12 protein-coding genes are annotated in these 15,082 nt (G+C 60.8%); all 12 read left to right on the top strand.

All coding sequences use genetic code 11. From position 1 onward, the window contains the following. Window positions 1-23: 23 nt before the first annotated feature. The 12 genes from AACY49_RS09420 (at window position 24) to AACY49_RS09365 (ending at window position 15,020) form a co-directional block, all read left to right on the top strand. On the top strand, window positions 24-1,523 hold the full coding sequence (locus AACY49_RS09420; RefSeq protein ID WP_339523202.1) for an NAD(P)H-hydrate dehydratase: 1,500 nt from the start codon (window positions 24-26) through the stop codon (window positions 1,521-1,523). Further along, a complete protein-coding gene (gene tsaE, locus AACY49_RS09415) occupies window positions 1,511-1,981 on the top strand; it encodes a tRNA (adenosine(37)-N6)-threonylcarbamoyltransferase complex ATPase subunit type 1 TsaE (protein ID WP_339523199.1) in 471 nt (156 codons plus the stop codon). Before AACY49_RS09420 ends, tsaE begins: the two co-directional genes overlap by 13 nt. After that, entirely contained in the window at window positions 1,982-3,412 is a 1,431-nt protein-coding gene (locus tag AACY49_RS09410) for an N-acetylmuramoyl-L-alanine amidase (RefSeq protein ID WP_445262634.1), read from the top strand. Further along, on the top strand, window positions 3,409-5,319 hold the full coding sequence (gene mutL, locus AACY49_RS09405; protein ID WP_445262633.1) for a DNA mismatch repair endonuclease MutL: 1,911 nt from the start codon (window positions 3,409-3,411) through the stop codon (window positions 5,317-5,319). The genes AACY49_RS09410 and mutL overlap by 4 nt, the downstream gene beginning before the upstream one ends. Beyond that, window positions 5,319-6,290, top strand: coding sequence for a tRNA (adenosine(37)-N6)-dimethylallyltransferase MiaA (miaA, locus tag AACY49_RS09400; protein ID WP_305504228.1), 972 nt, complete (start codon window positions 5,319-5,321; stop codon window positions 6,288-6,290). The genes mutL and miaA overlap by 1 nt, the downstream gene beginning before the upstream one ends. Before the next feature lie 94 nt (window positions 6,291-6,384). Further along, window positions 6,385-6,645, top strand: coding sequence for an RNA chaperone Hfq (gene hfq / locus AACY49_RS09395; RefSeq protein WP_007902656.1), 261 nt, complete (start codon window positions 6,385-6,387; stop codon window positions 6,643-6,645). 12 nt (window positions 6,646-6,657) lie between these two features. Continuing rightward, window positions 6,658-7,959: a ribosome rescue GTPase HflX gene (hflX, locus tag AACY49_RS09390; RefSeq protein WP_008009827.1), complete on the top strand. Its 1,302-nt coding sequence runs from the start codon at window positions 6,658-6,660 to the stop codon at window positions 7,957-7,959. Between the two features lie 96 nt (window positions 7,960-8,055). Next, window positions 8,056-9,228 (top strand): FtsH protease activity modulator HflK, encoded by a 1,173-nt coding sequence (hflK, locus tag AACY49_RS09385; RefSeq protein WP_339523192.1) that lies wholly within the window; start codon window positions 8,056-8,058, stop codon window positions 9,226-9,228. After that, window positions 9,228-10,097, top strand: coding sequence for a protease modulator HflC (hflC, locus tag AACY49_RS09380; RefSeq protein ID WP_038978712.1), 870 nt, complete (start codon window positions 9,228-9,230; stop codon window positions 10,095-10,097). The genes hflK and hflC overlap by 1 nt, the downstream gene beginning before the upstream one ends. Window positions 10,098-10,412: 315 nt before the next feature. Further along, window positions 10,413-11,600 (top strand): ATP phosphoribosyltransferase regulatory subunit, encoded by a 1,188-nt coding sequence (locus tag AACY49_RS09375; RefSeq protein ID WP_109627704.1) that lies wholly within the window; start codon window positions 10,413-10,415, stop codon window positions 11,598-11,600. Window positions 11,601-11,654: 54 nt separating this feature from the next. Then, the gene (locus AACY49_RS09370; protein ID WP_339523186.1) at window positions 11,655-12,947 is read left to right on the top strand and encodes an adenylosuccinate synthase; all 1,293 of its coding nucleotides are present in this window, start codon (window positions 11,655-11,657) and stop codon (window positions 12,945-12,947) included. 138 nt (window positions 12,948-13,085) lie between these two features. Continuing rightward, window positions 13,086-15,020, top strand: a complete 1,935-nt coding sequence (locus AACY49_RS09365) for a methyl-accepting chemotaxis protein (RefSeq protein ID WP_258697818.1) — start codon at window positions 13,086-13,088, stop codon at window positions 15,018-15,020. Window positions 15,021-15,082: the final 62 nt, after the last annotated feature.

Genomic DNA, 15,082 nt, shown 5'->3' with positions numbered 1-15,082 from the left:
CAGACATCGGAGCCTGAAGACGCATGCCGCACACTAAAGATGAATTACCCGACGCGCTGTATAGCGCCGCGCAAGTCCGAGGGCTCGATGCGAGCCTGATCGCGGCGGGCACACCGGGCTTCGAATTGATGCAGCGTGCGGCGCGGGCGACCTGGCGTGCGCTGGTCCGTCATTGGCCGACGGCGCACGAATTGAGCGTGGTGGCCGGCCACGGCAATAACGCCGGCGACGGTTACCTGGTGGCCGTGCTGGCCCGGCGTGCCGGCTGGCACGTACGGGTGCTGGCCGTCGGTGACCCAGGGCGTTTGCAGGGCGATGCGGCGTCGGCCCATGCCGAGGCAGTAGCCGAAGGCGTCGCCATTCAAGGCTGGAGCGCGCACTCCGAATTGCGCGGCATTGTGCTGGATGCCTTGCTCGGCACCGGCCTGACCGGTGACGTGCGCGAGCCGTATGCCGGCGCCATTGCCGCGATCAACGCCAGTGGGCTACCGGTGGTGGCGGTGGATATCCCCTCGGGGCTGTGCGCCGATACGGGCCGCATGCTCGGCATTGCGGTCCGGGCTGACCTGACAGTGACGTTCATCGGTTTGAAATTGGGTCTGTTCACCGGTGACGCTGCGGATGTGGTTGGCGATCTGGTCTTCAACGATCTGCAAGCCGCCCCCGAGACATTTATCGGGGCCACGGTCAGCGCTCGTCGCCTGACGGCCGGTAATGTGCCGCGTCTGACCGGTCGCGCTCCAACGTCCCACAAAGGCAATTTTGGCCACGTATTGCTCATCGGCGGTGATCGCGGTTTTGGCGGCGCCATTGTGCTCAGTGCACAAAGTGCCCTGCGCAGCGGTGCCGGCATGGTGTCCGTGGCCACTCGCGGCGAGCATGTTCCGGCTGTGTTGGCGCGATTGCCTGAAGCCATGGTGCTCGGCACTTCGTCGGCCAATCAGTTAATGGGCCTGCTTGAAAAGGCCTCGGTGCTGGTCGTCGGCCCGGGGCTGGGGCAAGCCGCCTGGGGGCGCAGTCTGTTGTCGGCCGCGGCCAATGCGTCGTTGCCACAAGTCTGGGACGCCGATGCGTTGAACCTGTTGGCCGAAGGTGGCATGAACTTGCCCGCGGGTTGTGTTATCACGCCGCACCCTGGCGAAGCGGCGCGATTGCTGGGGATATCGACGGCCGACGTTCAAGCCGACCGTCCGGCCGCGGCCCATGCATTGAGCAAAAAATACACAGCGGTGGTGGTGCTCAAGGGCGCCGGCAGTCTGATTGCCAGCCCCGATGGGCGCCTTGCGCTGTGTCATCAGGGCCATCCGGCCATGGCCAGCGCCGGTTTGGGCGATGTGCTGGCCGGTCTGGTGGGCGCCTTGCTCGCTCAGGGCATGGACGCGTATGACGCGGCGTGCCTGGCGGTCTGGCTGCACGCCAATGCCGGCGAGCAACAAGGTAAATTCGGCCGCGGGCTGGCGGCCAGTGATCTGATTCCAGCCATTCGTCAGTTGTTGGAGGAGCAAGCACCGTGTCTGAAGTAACCCTGTACCTGGCTGATGAAGAGGCGATGACCGCGTTTGGCGCTCGCATCGCTCAAACCACCGAAGGGCATGGTCTGATTTTTCTTGAGGGGGATTTGGGCGCGGGGAAAACCACGCTGTCTCGAGGCATTATTCGTGGCCTGGGACATACGGGTGCGGTAAAAAGTCCGACCTTTACCCTGGTCGAGCCTTACGAGATTGGTGAGGTCCGCGCCTTCCATTTCGACCTCTATCGTCTGGTCGATCCGGAGGAGCTGGAGTACCTCGGCATCCGCGACTATTTCGAAGACGACGCTCTGTGCCTGATTGAATGGCCCCAGAAGGGTGCAGGCTTTTTGCCAAAGCCCGACCTGACCATTACCATTAGCCCGCAAGACAGCGGGCGTTCGCTGAAAATTTTGCCCCAGGGCTCGCGTGGCGAGCTGTGGTGTGCCGCTTTGGCATTGGAATCCAATTAAATGATGGGGTTAGGTATGCGCTTTCGCGCGTTGGTTGCTGCCGTAGGGTTGTTGTTTCTGGCGGTGACCGTCGACGCTGTGGCCGAGACAAAGGTCAACAGTGTTCGCCTGTGGCGGGCGCCGGACAACACGCGACTGGTGTTCGACCTGACGGGGCCTGTCCAGCACAGCGTCTTTACCCTGACCGCGCCGGATCGGCTGGTGATCGACATCAATGGCGCGACGCTCGGTTCGCCACTGAACGTCTCCACTTCCAATACTCCGATCACGGCAATGCGCTCGGCTCAGCGTACGCCGACCGATTTGCGGGTGGTCATCGACTTGAAAAAAGCGGTCACGCCGAAAAGCTTCACCCTGGCGCCGAACGCCCAATATGGCAATCGTCTGGTGGTCGACCTGTTCGACAACGCGGCCGACGCCGCGCCACCGCCTGCGCCAACGCCGTCTGTGGCCACCGTGCCCGCCGTGCCCGTCACGCCGTCCGAACCCACACTCAAACTGCCACCCGCTCCGGCCGGCAAGCGCGACATCATTGTGGTGATCGATGCCGGTCACGGTGGCGAAGACCCAGGCGCCTCGGGCTCTCGCGGTCAGCGTGAAAAAGACGTGGTGCTGGCCATCGCCCGTGAACTGCAGCGTCAGGTCAATGGCATGAAAGGTTTCCGCGCCGAACTGACCCGTACCGGCGACTACTTCATTCCGTTGCGCGGCCGTACCGAAATCGCCCGCAAGAAAGGCGCCGACCTGTTCGTTTCGATCCACGCCGACGCCGCGCCTTCGGCTGCCGCGTTCGGTGCGTCGGTGTTTGCCCTATCTGACCGCGGCGCTACGTCGGAGACCGCCCGTTGGCTGGCCGACAGCGAAAACCGTTCCGATTTGATCGGCGGTGCCGGTAACGTCAGCCTCGACGACAAGGACCGCATGCTGGCCGGCGTGCTGCTCGATCTGTCGATGACCGCTTCTCTGACGTCCAGCCTGAACGTTGGCCAGAAAGTCTTGAGCAACATCGGTCGCGTCACGCCGCTGCACAAACAGCGCGTGGAGCAAGCCGGGTTCATGGTGTTGAAGTCGCCGGACATCCCGTCGATCCTGGTGGAAACCGGGTTTATCTCCAACGCCAACGAAGCCTCGAAACTCGCGGCATCGAGCCACCAGCAAGCGCTGGCGCGTTCCATCAGCAGCGGCGTGCGGCAGTTCTTCCAGCAGAATCCACCGCCGGGCACCTACATTGCCTGGCTGCGCGATTCCGGCAAGATCGCCCAAGGCCCGCGTGACCATCGCGTGAACCCCGGCGAAACCCTGGCGATGATCGCCGTGCGCTATCAGGTGTCGCCGGCCACCTTGCGCAGCGCCAACAACCTGGCAAATGATGAGCTCAAAGTCGGTCAACATCTGACCATTCCCGGCACTGAACTGGCGGCCAAAGAATGAACCAGGTGCTGACCAACACCGCGCGCATCGAGCTGCTCAGCCCGCGGCTGGCGAACCAGATTGCCGCCGGTGAAGTGGTTGAACGCCCGGCCTCGGTGATCAAGGAGTTGCTGGAAAACAGCCTCGACTCCGGCGCCAGACGCATCGATGTCGATGTGGAGCAGGGCGGTGTCAAGCTGCTGCGGGTGCGCGACGATGGCAGCGGCATTTCTGCCGATGACCTGCCCCTGGCCCTGGCCCGTCACGCCACCAGCAAGATTCGCAACCTGGAAGATCTTGAACAGGTGATGAGCCTGGGGTTTCGCGGTGAGGCGCTGGCGTCCATCAGCTCTGTCGCCCGCCTGACTCTCACGTCCCGCACTCGCGATGCCGATCAGGCCTGGCAAGTGGAAACCGAAGGCCGGGACATGGCGCCGCGCGTGCAACCGGCGGCCCATCCGGTGGGGACTTCGGTGGAAGTGCGAGATTTGTTTTTCAATACCCCGGCGCGCCGCAAGTTTCTCAAGACCGAAAAAACCGAATTCGATCACCTGCAAGAAGTGATCAAGCGTCTGGCGCTGGCGCGGTTCGATGTGGCGTTCCATCTGCGCCACAACGGCAAAACCATCCTCAGCCTGCACGAAGCCCATGATGATGCGGCCCGTGCCCGGCGTGTGGCGGCGATCTGCGGGGCGGGTTTTCTGGAGCAAGCGCTGCCGATCGAAATCGAGCGCAATGGTTTGCACTTGTGGGGCTGGGTCGGGTTGCCGACCTTCAACCGCAGCCAGGCAGACTTGCAGTACTTCTTTGTGAATGGCCGCGCCGTGCGCGACAAACTGGTGGCCCACGCGGTGCGCCAGGCTTATCGCGACGTGCTGTTCAATGGTCGGCACCCGACGTTCGTGCTGTTTTTCGAAGTCGATCCGGCGGGCGTCGACGTCAACGTGCACCCGACCAAGCACGAAGTACGCTTCCGCGACGGGCGCATGGTTCACGACTTCCTCTATGGCACCTTGCACCGCGCCCTCGGCGATGTGCGGCCGGAAGATCATCTGGGCGCGCCTGTCGCGACCGCAGTGGTCCGGCCGACCGGCATCGAAGCCGGCGAGTTCGGCCCTCAGGGCGAGATGCGTCTGGCGGCCAATGCATTGCTGGAACAGCCTCAGGCCCAACCGACCTTCAATACCACGGCGGGTTCTGGCGCGGGTGCCGGTTATCAGTATCAATACACGCCACGGCCTCAGTCCGGTGTGCCCGTCGCCGAAGCTCAGGCGGCCTACCGCGAGTTCTTCGCGCCGTTGCCCGAGGCCAATGCGGTCGCGCTGCCGGCCGGGCAGGACGATATTCCGCCGCTGGGTTACGCGTTGGCGCAGCTCAAGGGCATCTATATTCTTTCGGAAAACGCCCAGGGCCTGGTGCTGGTGGACATGCACGCCGCCCATGAGCGGATCATGTACGAACGCCTGAAAATCGCCATGGCCAGCGAAGGCCTGAGCGGTCAGCCGTTGTTGGTGCCAGAATCCCTGGCGGTCAGTCAGCGTGAAGCCGATTGCGCCGAAGAACACGTCGCCTGGTTCCAGCGTCTGGGCTTTGAGTTACAGCGCCTTGGGCCGGAATCTCTGGCGATCCGGCAAATCCCCGCGTTGCTGAAACAGGCTGAAGCCAATCGACTGGTCAGCGACGTTCTGGCGGATTTGATGGAATACGGTACAAGCGACCGGATTCAGGCGCACTTGAACGAACTGCTCGGCACCATGGCCTGCCACGGCGCGATTCGTGCGAATCGGCGTCTGGCCCTGCCGGAAATGAACGGTCTGCTGCGGGACATGGAAAACACCGAGCGCAGCGGTCAATGCAACCATGGCCGACCGACCTGGACCCAACTGGGCCTGGACGATCTGGACAAACTGTTTTTGCGCGGTCGTTGATGAGCCAGTTCCCTCCTGCGATTTTCCTGATGGGGCCGACGGCTGCCGGCAAGACCGACCTGGCTATAGAACTCACCAAGGTCCTGCCCTGCGAGCTGATCAGCGTCGACTCGGCGCTGGTTTACCGTGGCATGGACATTGGCACCGCCAAGCCTTCCAAAGAAATTCTGGCCGAATTCCCGCACCGCCTGATCGATATTCTCGACCCGGCCGAGAGTTATTCGGCTGCGGATTTTCGTCGTGATGCGCTTGAGGCCATGGCCGAGATCACCGCGCGGGGCAAAATTCCGCTGCTGGTAGGCGGCACAATGCTCTACTACAAGGCTTTGCTCGAAGGTCTGGCCGACATGCCGGCGGCCGATCCAGACGTGCGCGCGCAAATCGAAGAAGAGGCTGCACGCCTTGGCTGGCAAGCCCTGCACGATCAATTGGCAGTCATCGATCCGCAATCCGCGGCGCGTATTCATCCGAACGATCCGCAGCGTCTCAGTCGAGCGCTGGAAGTTTATCGCGTCAGTGGTCAGAGCATGACTGAGCTACGCTTGCGACAATCTGCGCAAAGTACTGAAGCAGCCGCTTCGGGACTGCAACAATTGCCCTATACTGTCGCGAACTTGGCCATCGCTCCGGCAAATCGCCAGGTACTGCACGAGCGCATTAAACAAAGATTCACAAATATGTTGGAACAGGGATTCATCGATGAGGTCGTAGCCCTGCGAGATAGAGGTGACCTGCATTCGGGGATGCCGTCTATACGTGCTGTAGGCTATCGACAAGTCTGGGATTACCTGGATGGCAAGCTGACGCAAGCCGAGATGCAGGAGCGTGGAATCATTGCCACGCGCCAATTGGCAAAGCGCCAGTTCACCTGGCTGCGCAGTTGGGCTGATTTACATTGGTTGGACAGTCTCGATTGCGACAATCTGCCGCGCGCCTTGAAATACCTCGGGACCATCTCCATATTGAGCTGAGTCCTTGCAATTGCCGTCTATCCTTGGGGGTGTGACGGCCCCAAGCCATCTGTTTACCTATTTTTTATATTGAATCCTTAAAGGAGTGCGGCACATGTCAAAAGGGCATTCGCTACAAGACCCTTACTTGAATACTTTACGTAAAGAGAAAGTGGGGGTTTCCATCTACCTGGTCAACGGGATCAAGCTGCAAGGCACGATCGAGTCTTTCGACCAGTTCGTTATCCTGCTGAAAAACACCGTTAGCCAAATGGTTTACAAACACGCTATCTCTACAGTGGTGCCGGTTCGTCCAATTCGTCTGCCTAGCGCAACCGAATCCGAAGCAGGTGACGCTGAGCCAGGTAACGCCTGATAGGAGTCTCCTTTGTTCTTTGAGCGCCACGGTGGTGGTGAACGGGCAATTCTCGTTCACTTGGATGGTCAGGACCCTGAGGCGCGCGAAGATCCGCAGGAGTTTCAGGAGTTGGCAATTTCGGCTGGCGCCGAGACCGTCGCGTTTTTTAACGTGCCGCGTCATCGGCCAACCGCCAAAACCCTGATTAGCAGCGGCAAGGTCGAAGAGTTACGCGACCTGGTCAGCGCCGAACAGGTCGATCTGGTGATTTTCAATCACATCCTCACGCCCAGTCAGGAACGTAACCTCGAACGTATTTTCGAGTGTCGCGTGATTGACCGCACGGGTTTGATTCTCGATATCTTCGCCCAACGCGCCCGCACCCATGAAGGCAAGCTGCAAGTCGAACTGGCTCAGCTTGAGCACATGAGTACGCGGCTGGTTCGCGGCTGGACTCACCTTGAACGGCAGAAGGGCGGTATCGGTCTGCGCGGTCCGGGTGAAACCCAGCTGGAAACCGACCGGCGCCTGTTGCGGGTTCGCCTGCGGCAGATCAAGGGGCGCCTGGAAAAGGTCCGCAGCCAGCGCGAGCAATCTCGTCGCGGGCGCAAACGTGCTGACATCCCGACGGTTTCACTGGTGGGTTATACCAACGCCGGCAAATCGACGCTGTTCAACTCGGTCACCGATTCCGACGTCTTCGCCGCCGACCAGTTATTCGCGACCCTCGACCCGACCTTGCGCCGACTCGAGCTCGATGACCTCGGGCCGATCGTGCTGGCCGACACCGTGGGCTTCATTCGTCACCTGCCGCACAAGCTGGTCGAGGCATTTCGGGCTACGCTCGAAGAGTCGAGCAACTCCGACCTGCTGCTGCATGTGATCGATGCGCATGAGCCTGAGCGTATGGCCCAGATAGAACAGGTCATGGTGGTGCTCGGGGAGATCGGAGCACAAGACTTGCCGATCCTTGAGGTATACAACAAACTCGATTTGCTCGAGGGTGTTGAGCCGCAGATCCAGCGCGATGCCGATGGCAAACCGCAGCGGGTCTGGTTGTCGGCCAAGGACGGTACCGGTCTGGACTTGCTCAAGCAGGCCGTGGCCGAACTGTTAGGCAGTGATTTGTTTGTTGGTACCTTGCGGTTGCCGCAACGTTTTGCTCGACTGCGTGCGCAGTTTTTCGAACTCGGTGCGGTGCAAAAAGAAGAACACGACGAAGAAGGCATCAGCTTGCTGGCCGTTCGCTTGCCACGAATTGAATTGAATCGACTCGTGAGCCGCGAAGGTCTGCAACCGATGGAATTCATCGAGCAACACACTTTGCAATAAAAGCCTGAGAAAGCGGTTGTGCCGTGGTGACAGGCATTCTGTAGCATTGGTCGGCGCGCCGTGGGTGCGTCTTTGCTTTATCAGATGGAGAGCGCTATGGCTTGGAATGAGCCGGGTGGCAACTCGAATAATCAGGATCCTTGGGGTGGCAAGCGCCGTAATAACGGCGACCGCAAGGGCCCACCGGATCTCGACGAGGCCTTCCGAAAGCTGCAGGAAAGCCTGAACGGGTTGTTCGGTGGTGGTAAAAAACGCGGTGACGAGGGCGGCGGTTCGGGCAAGAGTGGCGGCTTCGGCGGCCTGCTCGGCATCGGCCTGGTCGTGCTGGCGGCCGTGTGGCTGTACAGCGCTGTCTACGTGGTCGACGAGCAGGAGCAAGCCGTGGTGCTGCGCTTCGGCAAATACTATGAAACCGTCGGCCCGGGCCTGAACATCTATTTCCCGCCGATCGATCGCAAGTACATGGAAAACGTCACGCGTGAGCGTGCCTATACCAAGCAGGGTCAAATGCTGACTGAAGACGAGAACATCGTCGAAGTGCCGCTGACCGTGCAGTACAAGATCAGTAACCTGCAAGACTTCGTGCTGAACGTCGACCAGCCGGAAATCAGCCTGCAGCACGCGACCGACAGTGCCTTGCGTCACGTGGTGGGTTCTACCGCCATGGATCAGGTGCTGACCGAAGGTCGTGAGTTGATGGCCAGCGAAATCAAGGAGCGTCTGCAACGCTTCCTCGATACCTATCGCACCGGTATCACCGTCACCCAGGTCAACGTACAGAGCGCAGCCGCACCGCGTGAAGTTCAGGAAGCCTTCGACGACGTGATCCGCGCCCGTGAAGACGAGCAGCGTTCGCGCAACCAGGCTGAAACCTACGCCAACGGCGTCGTGCCGGAAGCCCGTGGTCAGGCCCAGCGCATCCTCGAGGATGCCAACGGTTACCGCGACGAGACCGTCTCCCGTGCCAAGGGTGAGGCCGATCGCTTCACCAAGCTGGTGGCCGAGTATCGCAAAGCCCCTGAAGTTACCCGTCAGCGTCTGTACCTGGACACCATGCAGGAAATCTTCAGCAACACCAGCAAGGTTCTCGTGACCGGCAACAAGAATGGCCAGAACAATCTGCTCTACTTGCCGCTGGACAAGATGATCGACAGTGGTCGCAGCCCCGGCGCTCCGGTGACCGGCGCAGCAGCCAGCAGTAATGAAGTGAATGCGCGTGCGGCAACTGATCTGCAGCAACAGCAAGCACGTACCAGGGAGAGTCGCTGATGAGCAATAAATCGCTGATCGCCCTTATTATCGGCGTCGTCGTGGCGATCGTTGCCTGGAACTGCTTCTACATCGTGGCTCAGACCGAGCGCGCGGTGATGCTGCAGTTCGGTCGCGTGGTCCAGGCCGATGTTCAGCCGGGCCTGCACGTGAAAGTGCCTTACGTGAACAAGGTGCGCAAATTCGACGCGCGCCTGATGACGCTGGATGCACCGACACAACGCTTCCTGACGCTGGAAAAGAAAGCCGTAATGGTCGATGCCTACGCCAAGTGGCGCGTGAAAGATGCCGAGCGCTTCTACACCGCGACTTCCGGCCTCAAGCAGATTGCCGACGAGCGTCTTTCCCGTCGTCTGGAGTCGGGCCTGCGTGACCAGTTCGGTAAGCGCACCCTGCACGAAGTGGTGTCCGGTGAGCGCGATGCGCTGATGGCAGACATCACCAATTCGCTGAACAAGATGGCGGAAAAAGAGCTGGGCATCGAAGTGGTCGATGTCCGGGTCAAAACCATCGACCTGCCGAAGGAAGTGAACCGCAGCGTGTTCGAACGTATGAGCACCGAGCGTGAGCGTGAAGCTCGCGAGCACCGCGCCAAGGGTAACGAGCTGGCTGAAGGCATCCGTGCCGACGCCGACCGTCAACGCCGCGTGCTGCTGGCTGAAGCCTATCGTGAATCCGAAGAGGTTCGCGGTGACGGTGACGCCCAGGCTGCTGCGATCTACTCCAAGGCATACGGTCAGGATCAGGAGTTCTACGCGTTCTACCGTAGCCTGCGTGCCTACCGTGAAAGCTTCGCGAACAAATCCGACGTCATGGTCCTGGACCCGGGCAGCGACTTCTTCCGTTACCTGGAAAAAGCCAAGCCTTGATACGACGTTGACCTGAATCATCCCGCCGGGCGGCTAAAACCTCGGGCGGGGTGATCCTTTGGGAAAACGTGTGTATGATGCGGCAGCCGGGAAATTCCCGGCTTTTTTGCGTCTGCACGTTTGATTGCTGTTTTTATGCAGGCGCCCGAGTTGAATGACTCGACAGGTTTTTCGAGGAAAGTGGTTGGCGAAGCCGGTTTCAGGCTTTTCGCCCCGTTGTTCATGCGCGTGGTTTATGCACATGAGCCGATCATTTTCTGCTTCACTCAAGGCTCGCCCAAAGGCTTGCTGCCCGGATCATAGGGGAATGGCGTAATGGCAACGGTAGACCGCTGGCTGCTGCCAGATGGCATCGAAGAAGTACTGCCACCAGAAGCCGCGCGTATCGAAGTAGCGCGTCGTCAGGTGTTGGATCTGTTCCAGAGCTGGGGTTACGAGTTTGTCGTGACCCCCCATATCGAGTACCTGGAGTCCCTGCTGACCGGCGCGGGCTCGGATCTCGATCTGCGTACCTTCAAGGTCATCGACCCGCAATCGGGCCGGCAGATGGGTTTCCGTGCAGACATCACGCCGCAAGTGGCGCGCATCGATGCGCACACCTTGCGTCGTGAAGGCCCGAGCCGTCTGTGCTATGCCGGTAGCGTGCTGCATGCTCAGCCACGTGCCTTGTCGTCCTCACGCAGCCCGATTCAACTGGGCGCCGAGTTGTACGGCGATGCCAGCCCTAGCAGCGACGTGGAAGTCATCAGCCTGATGCTGGCCATGCTGCAACTGGCCGATGTGCCGGATGTGCACATGGATCTCGGTCATGTCGGCATCTACCGTGGCCTGGCCCGCGCCGCCGGTTTGTCCGGCGAAGTCGAGCAACAGTTGTTCGATGCATTGCAACGTAAAGCCATCGACGAGGTCATTACCTTGACCGAAGGCTTGCCTGCCGATCTATCGGGCATGCTGCGGGCGCTGGTCGACCTGTGTGGCGGTCGTGAAGTGTTGAGCGCTGCACGTGAGCGTCTGGCCAATGCGCCAGCGCCTGTTCTGGCGGCGCTGGACGATTTGCTGGCGATTGCCGAGCGACTGTCTACGCGTTTCCCGGAGTTGCCGCTGTACTTCGACCTGGGCGAGTTGCGCGGCTACCACTACCACACCGGTGTGGTGTTCGCTGTGTTTGTGCCGGGCGTTGGCCAGTCCATCGCTCAGGGCGGTCGTTACGACGACATCGGCGCCGACTTCGGTCGCGCCCGTCCGGCGACCGGTTTCTCTACCGATTTGAAAACCCTGGTGACCCTGGGGCGTGCTGAGATCGAGCTACCGTCTGGCGGTATCTGGATGCCTGACAGTACGGATGCAGCACTCTGGCAGCAGGTTTGCCAGTTGCGCAGTGAGGGTCAGCGTGTCGTCCAGGCATTGCCTGGGCAGCCTTTGGCCGCCGCCCGTGAAGCGGACTGCGACCGGCAATTGATTCAGCAGAACGGGCTTTGGCAAGTATCGCCACTGGCTTCTTGAGTTTTCCTGCCGGCCGCCGCCGGCACCAAGTTTGCGCGAATGAGGACAAGTGTTATGGGTAAGAATGTCGTAGTCCTGGGCACCCAATGGGGTGATGAGGGCAAAGGCAAGATCGTTGATCTGCTGACCGAACATGCTGCCGCCGTAGTGCGCTACCAAGGTGGTCACAACGCTGGCCACACCCTGGTGATCGACGGCGAAAAAACCGTCTTGCACCTGATCCCGTCGGGCGTGCTGCGCGAAGGCGTGCAGTGCCTGATCGGTAACGGCGTGGTGGTTGCACCCGACGCCCTGCTGCGGGAAATCATCAAGCTGGAAGAGAAAGGCGTACCGGTGCGCGAGCGCCTGCGTATCAGCCCGTCCTGCCCGCTGATCCTGTCCTACCACGTAGCGCTGGACCAGGCCCGTGAAAAGGCCCGTGGCGAGCTGAAGATCGGCACCACCGGTCGCGGCATCGGCCCGGCTTACGAAGACAAGGTAGCCCGTCGCGGTCTGCGCATCGGTGACCTGTTCCACCGTGAGCGTTTCGCCGCCAAGCTGGGCGAGTTGCTGGATTACCACAACTTCGTACTGGTCAATTACTACAAAGAGCCAGCAATCAACTTCCAGAAGACACTCGACGAGTGCATGGAATACGCCGAGCTGCTCAAGCCGATGATGCTCGACGTCACCGCCGAACTGCATAACCTGCGTCGCGACGGCAAAGACATCATGTTCGAAGGCGCCCAGGGCTCCCTGCTGGACATCGACCACGGCACCTACCCGTACGTGACCAGCTCCAACACCACCGCAGGCGGCATCGCCACCGGTTCGGGTTTTGGTCCGATGTACCTGGATTACATCCTCGGCATCACCAAGGCTTACACCACTCGCGTGGGTTCGGGTCCGTTCCCGACTGAGCTGTTCGATGACGTGGGGGCTTTTCTGGCCAAGCGTGGCCATGAGTTCGGTGCTACCACCGGCCGTGCCCGTCGTTGCGGCTGGTTCGACGCCGTCATCCTGCGTCGCGCCATCGACGTCAACAGCATCTCGGGCCTGTGCCTGACCAAGCTGGACGTGCTGGACGGTCTGGAAACCATCAACATCTGCGTGGGCTACAAGAACCAGGATGGTGCAGTGATCGACGCACCGACTGACGCCGACAGCTACATCGGCCTGGAGCCGGTGTACGAGCAAATGCCAGGCTGGACCGAATCCACCGTCGGTGCCAAGACCCTGGAAGAGCTGCCTCAGGCTGCACGCAACTACATCAAACGCGTCGAAGAGTTGGTCGGTGCGCCGATCGACATTATTTCGACGGGCCCGGACCGCAACGAAACCATCGTTCTGCGTCACCCGTTCGCTTAATAAGTCGTTGATGTAAAACACAAAGGCCCCTTAATCGGGGCCTTTGTCGTTTATGCCTGTTGGACGGCATGACCTTTGCTGTGAATATCGCCTTCAGAGTGCCATCAATTTAATGGCGTTAAAGCAGAGGGATTTCCAGTGTCGGCCGTTCTCTCACTGTTACAAAGCCGTCTCTTGCGGCCTGTGTTCGTTACCCTTGGTATCGCCCTTTTGGTGCAGGTGCTGGTGGCTGTCGCTCTGACCCGGAGCACAGTGACTGCACTGGAAGCCGATTTGGGTGTGCGCCTGAGCACTGATAGCCAAAAGCTCTCCGGTGAGCTTGAGCAGGCAGGGCGTGAAGTCACGTCGAGCCTGGATAGCCTGTCCACCAGTACCCGTCAGCGCCTGACCGCCGGGTTGTCTTCGCGTCTGAAGGACGAGCAGGCACAGCTGCGTACGACGCTGGAGAAGGGCCTGAAGGATTCGGCCAACGAGATGGCGCAACTTCTGGCCTCGGTCGCACCTCGCGCCATGTGGGACGGTGACATTCCAACCCTGTCCGAGTTCGCTCGCCGTGCCCAGCGCAATCCCAATGTGTTGTTCGTGATCTACGATGATGCGACGGGCCAGCACCTGACGCGCTATCTCAATCGGGAGAACCCGATCAACAAGGCGCTTCTGGAAAAAGGCCAGGGCGAGCGGGCGCTGGACAAGGTGCTGGATGCGGCGAAGAGCGATCCGTCGGTCTACTACCTCGAAGCCTCGATCAGCCCCAATGGGGTGGAGATCGGCAAGGTTTTGATGGGGGTCTCGACCGCCTCCGTGGAAACCGATCTGGCGGCGCTGGACAAGCGCTTCTCGGCGTTGATCGCCAGCAGCGATCAATTGGTGGGTGACAGCCTCAAAGGCGCGGCGGCTGATAGCGCAACGGCGATGCGTGGGCGTCTGCAATCGGCGCAGTCCACCGCGTCTGAAATGAAAGCCAATACTACCAGTACCGTGCAGGAAGCTGCGGGGACTTTGCGCTGGCGAATTGGTATGAGCCTGGTGGTGGTGGGTTTCGGTGTGCTGCTGTTGCTGACGGTGGTGCTGGGCCGTCGAGTGGTCAACCGCTTGAAGATGCTGATCACCGCCATGGATGATCTGGCGGCAGGTGAGGGTGATCTGACCAAGCGCGTGCAGATCAATAGTCAGGATGAGATCGGCGACATGGCCTCGGCGGTCAATCGCTTTGTGGATAAGTTGCAGCCGATCGTGCGTGAGGCTGGCGATGTGGCCCAGCGTACCGGCGTGGAAATCGGCGCCATGACCTTGCGCAATGCCGGCGCCGATGCCGCGGCTGGCATGCAGCGCGATGAAGTGGCCGAAAGCTTGCGCGCGTTGTCGCAGATGGCTGACGAAGCTCAGTCTGAAAGCCATGCGATGCAGGCTGCTTTGAAGCAGATGGTGGATATTCGTCAGGCCACCGATGAGAACACTCGGACCTCAGCGAAAGTCGGTAGCCTGATCGAAGCGTTGGCCGGACAAGTTGATACCGGGGCGAAAGTCATTGAGCGGCTGGCGCAGCAGAGTGAGCAGATTGAAGTGGTGCTGACGGTGATTCACGGGATCGCCGAGCAAACCAACTTGTTGGCGCTGAACGCGGCCATTGAGGCGGCGCGTGCCGGTGAGACCGGTCGCGGGTTTGCCGTGGTGGCGGACGAGGTGCGGGCGCTGGCGAGCAAGACTCAGAGCTCGACCGGCGACATTCAGGCGCACATCGTTGCGTTGCAGCAGGGCGCGCGCGAGGCCGTTGCGGCAATCGGGCAGGCCGGACGTCAGGCCAGCGAAGGTTTGCTGGTGTTGCGCGACAGTGCGCGGTTGCAGCAGTCGGTGCAGGTGTCGGTCGAACAGGTGCATGCGGCGATCGGTCTGGCGACCCAGGCCGCGGCGCATCAGGCGCAAGGTGCACAGGCAGTACGTGGGCGGGTTGAGACTATCCATGCTCAAGCTGAGAAGGCTGCTCAGGCGGTGGTGGAAACCACGGCCAGTGGCAAGGTGCTGGATGGCTTGGCGGCGCAGTTGAAGGCGAGCCTGGGGCAGTTCAGGGCTTAAGGCTTGTATTGGCTGGTAGGGTCTCATCGCGAGCAGGCTCGCTCCCACAGTGATTGTTGGTG

The organism is Pseudomonas sp. EL_65y_Pfl2_R96 (genome assembly GCF_963970905.1).
Taxonomy (GTDB): Bacteria; Pseudomonadota; Gammaproteobacteria; order Pseudomonadales; family Pseudomonadaceae; genus Aquipseudomonas.
The sequence above is the reverse complement of the archived record's forward strand: the minus strand, read 5'-3'. Positions and strand labels throughout refer to the sequence as shown.

What these genes read in the sequence shown, in the direction of transcription:
- mutL (WP_445262633.1), top strand. Translation starts at nt 3,409, where the DNA reads ATGAACCAGGTGCTGACCAACACCGCGCGCATCGAGCTGCTCAGCCCG.
- AACY49_RS09370 (WP_339523186.1), top strand. Translation starts at nt 11,655, where the DNA reads ATGGGTAAGAATGTCGTAGTCCTGGGCACCCAATGGGGTGATGAGGGC.
- hflC (WP_038978712.1), top strand. Translation starts at nt 9,228, where the DNA reads ATGAGCAATAAATCGCTGATCGCCCTTATTATCGGCGTCGTCGTGGCG.
- hfq (WP_007902656.1), top strand. Translation starts at nt 6,385, where the DNA reads ATGTCAAAAGGGCATTCGCTACAAGACCCTTACTTGAATACTTTACGT.
- AACY49_RS09375 (WP_109627704.1), top strand. Translation starts at nt 10,413, where the DNA reads ATGGCAACGGTAGACCGCTGGCTGCTGCCAGATGGCATCGAAGAAGTA.
- AACY49_RS09420 (WP_339523202.1), top strand. Translation starts at nt 24, where the DNA reads ATGCCGCACACTAAAGATGAATTACCCGACGCGCTGTATAGCGCCGCG.
- miaA (WP_305504228.1), top strand. Translation starts at nt 5,319, where the DNA reads ATGAGCCAGTTCCCTCCTGCGATTTTCCTGATGGGGCCGACGGCTGCC.
- AACY49_RS09410 (WP_445262634.1), top strand. Translation starts at nt 1,982, where the DNA reads ATGATGGGGTTAGGTATGCGCTTTCGCGCGTTGGTTGCTGCCGTAGGG.
- hflK (WP_339523192.1), top strand. Translation starts at nt 8,056, where the DNA reads ATGGCTTGGAATGAGCCGGGTGGCAACTCGAATAATCAGGATCCTTGG.